Source organism: Acidiplasma aeolicum (genome assembly GCF_001402945.1).
GTDB classification, from domain to species: domain Archaea; phylum Thermoplasmatota; class Thermoplasmata; order Thermoplasmatales; family Thermoplasmataceae; genus Acidiplasma; species Acidiplasma aeolicum.
The window spans coordinates 1-6,684 of the sequence record NZ_LKBG01000280.1; the positions used below are offsets into that span (position 1 = coordinate 1).

6 protein-coding genes are annotated in these 6,684 nt (G+C 35.8%); 5 read left to right on the plus strand and 1 reads right to left on the minus strand.

Annotation, left to right across the window (positions count from 1 at the left end):
- Positions 1-96: 96 nt before the first annotated feature.
- From AOG54_RS08840 to AOG54_RS08860, 5 genes are all read left to right on the plus strand, one after another.
- The gene (locus tag AOG54_RS08840) at positions 97-1,509 is read left to right on the plus strand and encodes an MFS transporter (RefSeq protein ID WP_055032623.1); all 1,413 of its coding nucleotides are present in this window, start codon (positions 97-99) and stop codon (positions 1,507-1,509) included.
- A gap of 49 nt (positions 1,510-1,558) precedes the next feature.
- Complete coding sequence (locus tag AOG54_RS08845) at positions 1,559-2,578, plus strand: alcohol dehydrogenase catalytic domain-containing protein (RefSeq protein WP_048102088.1); 1,020 nt, start codon at positions 1,559-1,561, stop codon at positions 2,576-2,578.
- 192 nt (positions 2,579-2,770) lie between these two features.
- Positions 2,771-3,634, plus strand: coding sequence for a ribose-phosphate diphosphokinase (locus AOG54_RS08850; RefSeq protein ID WP_048102089.1), 864 nt, complete (start codon positions 2,771-2,773; stop codon positions 3,632-3,634).
- Between the two features lie 3 nt (positions 3,635-3,637).
- Complete coding sequence (locus tag AOG54_RS08855) at positions 3,638-4,210, plus strand: endonuclease dU (RefSeq protein ID WP_054964481.1); 573 nt, start codon at positions 3,638-3,640, stop codon at positions 4,208-4,210.
- A gap of 36 nt (positions 4,211-4,246) precedes the next feature.
- Positions 4,247-5,215 carry an NAD(P)/FAD-dependent oxidoreductase gene (locus AOG54_RS08860; RefSeq protein WP_048102091.1) on the plus strand — a complete coding sequence of 323 codons (969 nt, stop codon included), beginning with the start codon at positions 4,247-4,249 and terminating at the stop codon, positions 5,213-5,215.
- On the opposite strand, the gene AOG54_RS08865 is transcribed toward AOG54_RS08860, so the two are convergent.
- On the minus strand, positions 5,208-6,614 hold the full coding sequence (locus AOG54_RS08865) for an MFS transporter (RefSeq protein ID WP_054964480.1): 1,407 nt from the start codon (positions 6,612-6,614) through the stop codon (positions 5,208-5,210). The two genes, AOG54_RS08860 and AOG54_RS08865, sit on opposite strands and share 8 nt — an antisense overlap.
- Positions 6,615-6,684 lie beyond the last annotated feature (70 nt).

The window sequence follows — 6,684 nt, forward strand, 5'->3', positions numbered from 1 at the left end:
ATTAGAATTCCGTTGGTTGCATCCATTATTGTAGGAGTTTTTCTATCCCATAATTACCGGATAATTATTAAATAATATGATGTAATAATAAAATGTATGTATGGCGATGATACTGATGTTTACTCTGTGATAGATAATGCAAGAGTCGGAAAATTTCAGAGGAGACTTGCAGTTACCGCAGCACTTGGCCCATTTACGGACGCGTTTAATGAGTTTGGGTCATCAGTGGCACTTATAGCTGTTGGTATATTATTTCATCTTCCTCCGTACCTTGTTGCATTTGCAACCGGTGCATACTGGGTTGGCGTTGCAGGTGGGGCCATCCTTGAGGGAATAGTTAGTGATAGAATAGGCAGAAAATCATTATTCTTATACGACACACTTGGAATGGCCCTGTTCGCAATATTAAGTGCAGTTTCAACAGATTACCTGTTCTTTTTTATAACAAGACTTGGTCTGGGAATATTCATCGGCGTTGATTATGCTGCTGCCGTTCCCTTATTATCTGAATATGCTCCTGCAAAAAGGCGTGGTAAACTCTTATCAACAGAAAAATTATTTTTTATGTTTGGTACGCTTGCAACTGTTTTAATAGGTCTTGTATTAACAATAGACGTTGGATCCCTGCTTGCATGGAGATATGATTTTCTAATAGCCGCAGTGCCCGCGTTAATATTATTTGGCCTTAGGTTTGATATGCCCGCATCATTAAGGTGGGCAAAGGAAAATGGAAGAACAGATTTAATACCAAAAATAACAGAAAAATTAAAAAAGGAGGGCATAATGATAGACCCTGATAAAATAAATGTGAAGAGGCCAAAGGGGATTAAGGGAAACATAAAAGAATTCTTTAACAGAAAAAATTTAAGGGCAATAATATACATTTTTTGGATAGGTGCGGCGTATGCATTAACAGTCAATCTGGCATCTGTTTATTCATCAGCCGAGTTAAAGAATCTTGGTGCATCATCAACCATGGCCGTTTTGGGCACCTTTATAATCGATTTAATAGGTACTGTGGGAGTTGCCATAACATCATTAATCGTTGACAGGCTTGGAAGGAGAAAAATGGGTACATACGGATTCATTCTTGGGGCAGTGCCAATGGGTATACTGCTCATTGCAGACACATTCCATGTACTATCCATACCGCTGCTTATTGCCATGTTTGGAATATTCTTCTTTATTAACGTGGGATTTGTTGGGACACTTCAGTATCTGCCTGCCGCGGAGATTTCAACAACACGTTCAAGAGGTCTTTCTGTTGGTTGGGAAAAACTTTTTGAATTTGGCCTAGCACTCCCGATGCTTACATTATATGCAATAATGGGACTTTATTATTCATTAGTTTATGACACAGTAATGTCCATAATCGCTGGCATTATCTTTTATGCTGTTTCAATTGAAACAAAAAGAAAAACACTGGAAGAGAATGCAATGACGGCGCTTTCGGGATCATATAATAAAGGTGTAAATGAAAGCAGGTCAGAGAAATCAGAAAATAACTAAATTTTATCATCATACCAATATTTAAATATAATTTTATTATATTTTAAAAATGGATTCTATTTCCGGATTTTTGGATAAAATCAACTCCAATATAATTCTAAGGGATTATGAAATTCCAGACCCTGGCGAAGATGAGGTTACGGTAATGCAGCATTACACCGGTGTCTGTTTCAGGGATATTTTAACACAGCAGGGTTTTTTTCCAAGGGTATCATTGCCCATAATTCCCGGCCATGAAATTGGCGGCACTGTCGTTGCAACAGGAAAAAATGTTACAGAATTCAAAAAAGGTGACAGGGTTGCATCGCTTATTTACGTACCGTGTGGAAAATGCAGTTACTGTCTTTCCGGAAATGAAAATCTGTGCCCTAATAAAAAGAGTTTTGGTGAGACATTAAATGGTGGGTATTCAAAATATGTAAATGTCAATAAAAATTCTCTTGTTAAAATAGAAGAAGATGTTCCAGATGAGGCAATACCAATAGCAGCATGTGTGACAGGCATGATCGTTCATGCAATTAAAAAGGTTGGCAAAATAGAGAAGGGCAATTATGTCCTAATAACAGGTGCTGGTGGCGGTGTTGGATCAAACGCAATACAGATCGTGAGGGCCCTTGGTGGAATACCAATAGCAGAGACAAGTTCAAAATGGAAGGATGAGGAACTTTATAAACTGGGTGCAGAATATGTTGTACATGCAGATGATGATTATAATAAGGACATAAAGAAAATTACAGGTGATGGTGTTGATATAGCACTTGAGGATGTGGGGATTGCAACGTTTAATAAAACCCTCAGAAGCCTTAAAACAGGTGGCCGCATGGTTGTTATAGGAAATCTTAAGCCCGATCCTGTTAGCCTTCCTCTTGGACTGATAATTCTTAAGGGTAACAGTATTAAGGGTAGCATATCATCAACAAGAGAGGACCTTAAAACAGCACTTGAATTAAATGCAAGGGGCCTAAAACCAATTATAGGAAAAAAAATACGGATTGACGGGATAAATCAGGCATATGAGGATATGTTAAACAAAAAAATTTTTGGTAGGGTTCTTATTGATTTTAGCTAATTTTAAATAACATAATTGAAAAATAAAAATAATAAATATTAAATGTCTTTATGATGCGAAATTTTCACGCTTAATATTATGTTATTTATGTACATCTAATAATTTACGGGATTTGTATGGATTTAATTAAAAGTGAAACACACCATAACAAAAACCTTTTTTAAAAGTTAGGTATTAAGATACGATAATAAAATGTATATTGTCCCCTCTTCAACAGCCTACAATGTATCCAGAAGGCTTGCAAATATTTTATCATGCAGTGTTTCTGGCGTTATCAGGAAAAGATTCCCGGATAATGAAATGTATTTAAGAATTGAGGAAGATCTAAAGGATGAGGATGTTATTTTAATCGGAAATACAAGAAGCGATTCTGATATAATAGAATACCTTCTGTTACTGAATGCAATACGTGAGGAAGGTCCAAAGAGCCTGACTGCAGTCATACCTTATTTTGGATATGCAAGGCAGCATATGAGGTACAATAATGGTGAACCCATTTCATCTAAGGTATTTGCACAGGCGGTCAGCCAGTATGCAGACATGATAATTTCAGTGGAATTGCACGATAATCAAACAATAAATTATGCCTCAGTGCCATTCATTAATTTAAAAATAATAGACCCAATATATGAATATTTTAAATCAAAAAAGATAGATTATGTTATATCTCCTGATGATGGTGGATACGACCGTGCCAAAATTATAGCATCCAAATTGAAAGTTCCGGCATATTACATAGATAAGAAAAGAATAGATGCAACAACGGTTAAAATGGAACCGCCCGATTTAGATTATTCAGATAAAAATATACTTCTTCTTGATGATATGATATCAACAGGTGGAACCATTATAAAGGCAACACAGATGATGCGTGATAGGAGGGCTGCGAAAATATATGCCTGTGCAATACACGGGGTTTTTGCAATGGAGAGCAATATTAAGATTGAAAAGTATGTAAATGAACTTACGGTTACAGATACAATAGAAACAAAATATAGTAATATTACTGTTTCAGACACAATAGCAAGGGCGCTTCAAGGAAAAATAAAAATATAATATATGAAGAAGGGAATAAGGATCCTTGGCATAGACGATGGCCCATTTAAAAAGAATGTAGATAAGGAAACAATACTAACCGGCGTGCTTATAAAGCCGGATGGCTATATAGAAGGAATCTTATTAAGAACAATTGCGGTTGACGGTACAGATGTAAATGAAAAAATTTTATCAATGGTTAATGGGCGATTTTTAAGGGAGATTAATATAATAATGACAAACGGAATTACATTTGGCGGTTTTAATGTAATGGATATTGAAAAAATAAATAATAATACAGGCATACCTGTTATATCAATAATAAGAAAAAAACCTGACATTGATTCAATAAAATCCGCCCTGGAAAAGCATTTTATTGATCATGATTACCGCTTTAATATAATAAATAAAAATTTACCTGTGCTGGTAACAGTTAACGGAAGAAATCTTTATATAAACCATGCAGGAATTGATTACGATAGCGCAGTGCTGGTAATTAAAAAAACACTTAAAATGGGTAACATACCGGAACCTGTAAGGATGGCACATTTAATAGCAACTGCAATTAAAACAGGAGAGAGCCATGGCCGGCCATAAAACAAATGTTTTTATAATACAATTTATTCAAATCCTATGATAAAAATTGCCGGACTTGGTATTTCAGGTCTCTATATATACACAAGACTTAAAAATTCAGGATTTGATGTTTCAGCATTCGAATTAAAGAAGCCTGACCATTACATACCATGTGGCTTTGCCACAAATATTAACATTATAAAAAAATATGCTGATAATATTAATATTGATTTTGATAAATATGTAATGTCCTATGCAAAGGATATAACATTTTCCGGCAATAATTTTGCTGGCAGGCATCTTGCTTCAAAAGGACTTGTAACCTTTGATAAAAATAAATTTGAAAATGATATTATCAAAAGCATAAATTATGAAAAATCCATAATTAAAACAGAAAATAGAGATAATATAATTATAGACGCAACTGGTATTTCAAGGTACTACATCAAACAAACAACCGGGGATGATAAGTATTATACAATTGAATACCTAACAGAAAATTCAGATTTTAAGGACTTTTATTTTTATTTTCTCCCCCAGGGCCGCGGATATTTTTGGAGCTTTCCACTGGGAAATGGAAGATATCATGTGGGTGTTGGGTCAAAAAACATGCAGGATTTATCCATGATTAATAAATACAAAAGAATCAGGATTACCGGCAGGAATATAAGGATGAAGCCATTATTTTCTGCCATTTCAAATGATAATATTATAGGCATTGGAGAGGCCATTGGAACAGTATCACCGTTAACTGGAGAGGGAATTATACCCTCATTGAAATCAGCAGAGATACTATTTCAGGCTTTTAAAAAATATAATGACCTGGAATCATTAAAAGATGAATATGAAAGGAATATAAAAAAAGAGTTTTATTATTATAATATATTATACAGATTTGTTAAGAATGTTCAGGAAAACAGAATAATTAATTATAATACATTAAAGGCAATAAAATATATTAAAAAAAATATTCTGGAATTTGGAATAGATTTTAATATCCATTCCTTTTTGTCCCATTTCATCTGACTGGCTGATCCTCTGCTATTTTTATGCTTTTCATTTCCTTTATTTCATTTGATGATTCCTCAAGGGACCCCTTTGTTTCAGGTATGAATACAAATGTGACCACTGCAGCAATTATTGCAAGGGCTGAGAGATAATAGAATGCAACCGATTCTCCAAATGCGGCAAATACAGCAGGGAATACAAATGATGCCAAAGATGCACCTGTTCTTCCGGATGCAACTGTATATGACTGTATTTGTGATCTTATTTTTGTGGGCGCCAGCTCAACACCGTACATTCCGGAGGCGGTGATTGATCCGGGCCCTGCCTGATTTGAGAAATGCATGCCGAGACCATATGCAAGCATTCCTGCTATTGGAAATGCTGCAACTATCCCAACTGATTTTAAGCCGTCAAATAACAGAAGGAAGGCGCCCATTCCAATAAATCCAAGTATCTGAAGGAGCTTTCTGCCCTTTCTGTCTATTAATGATAGCATTACAATGCCACCGACCAGTGTAAAGACCTCCATTAGGTATGTCCATGCATCTGGTGATAATCCAAGCTTAGAAGCTATTAATGTGGGTCCGAACAGAATTCCTGCATATGCTATCTGGTCATAGAAGAACCATAGAAGCATGGCGGCAACATATTCCCTTCTGTATTTATGGAAGTAATACCTGAAGCCATGCTCATCCTTTATGTTTCCCTCTATTTTTATTTGCCTGTTCGCAACATATTTTACCTCATCCTCAAAGCTCTTCTTGTCTCCTGCTATTCTGGCTATAAATCTTGGTGTTTCAGGCATTTTTCTTCTAAGGTATACCACAGCAAGTGCAGGCACCGCACCAAGTGCCAGTACAATTCTCCAGAGAATAGCATCAGAAAGCCCAAGGATTGGCCCAGAAATCATATATGCAAAGGCTGCAAGAAGTGCACCAAATCCCCACATCATGCCAAAGCCGAATCCTATTGTCTTTCCCCTATCTTTGGCATTTGCATGCTCTCCCATGATCATTGGAGACATGACATAATCAGCACCAACGCCTATGCCAAGTATTAACCTTATTATTATTAGTGCATATACATTAATGGCAAAGATCTGCAGGAATGCAAATATACCAAGTATAAGTACATCAACTCCATAGAACTTTTTTCTACCACGTCTTGCAAGCTCACCAAAAATTAATGCACCAACCGCTGCTCCAATAAGCGCTGATCCGGCTATGAGGCTGGTATAAAGAACGTATCCAGGTGTGCTTTTTGTAATTCCGTATGATGAAAGCACTATGGCCAGAACTATACCAACCGATGAAAGGTCGTATCCATCGGTAAAAACCCCCATACCTGTTGTTAGAATGGATTTTACATGAAACCATCCAAACTTTTTCTTATCAAAGTCTTCAAATATATCAGACATTTTTTCTCAAAAATATAAAATGCTGGTTAAGATATATATCTTATGCATATAATCTATATATTATATATAA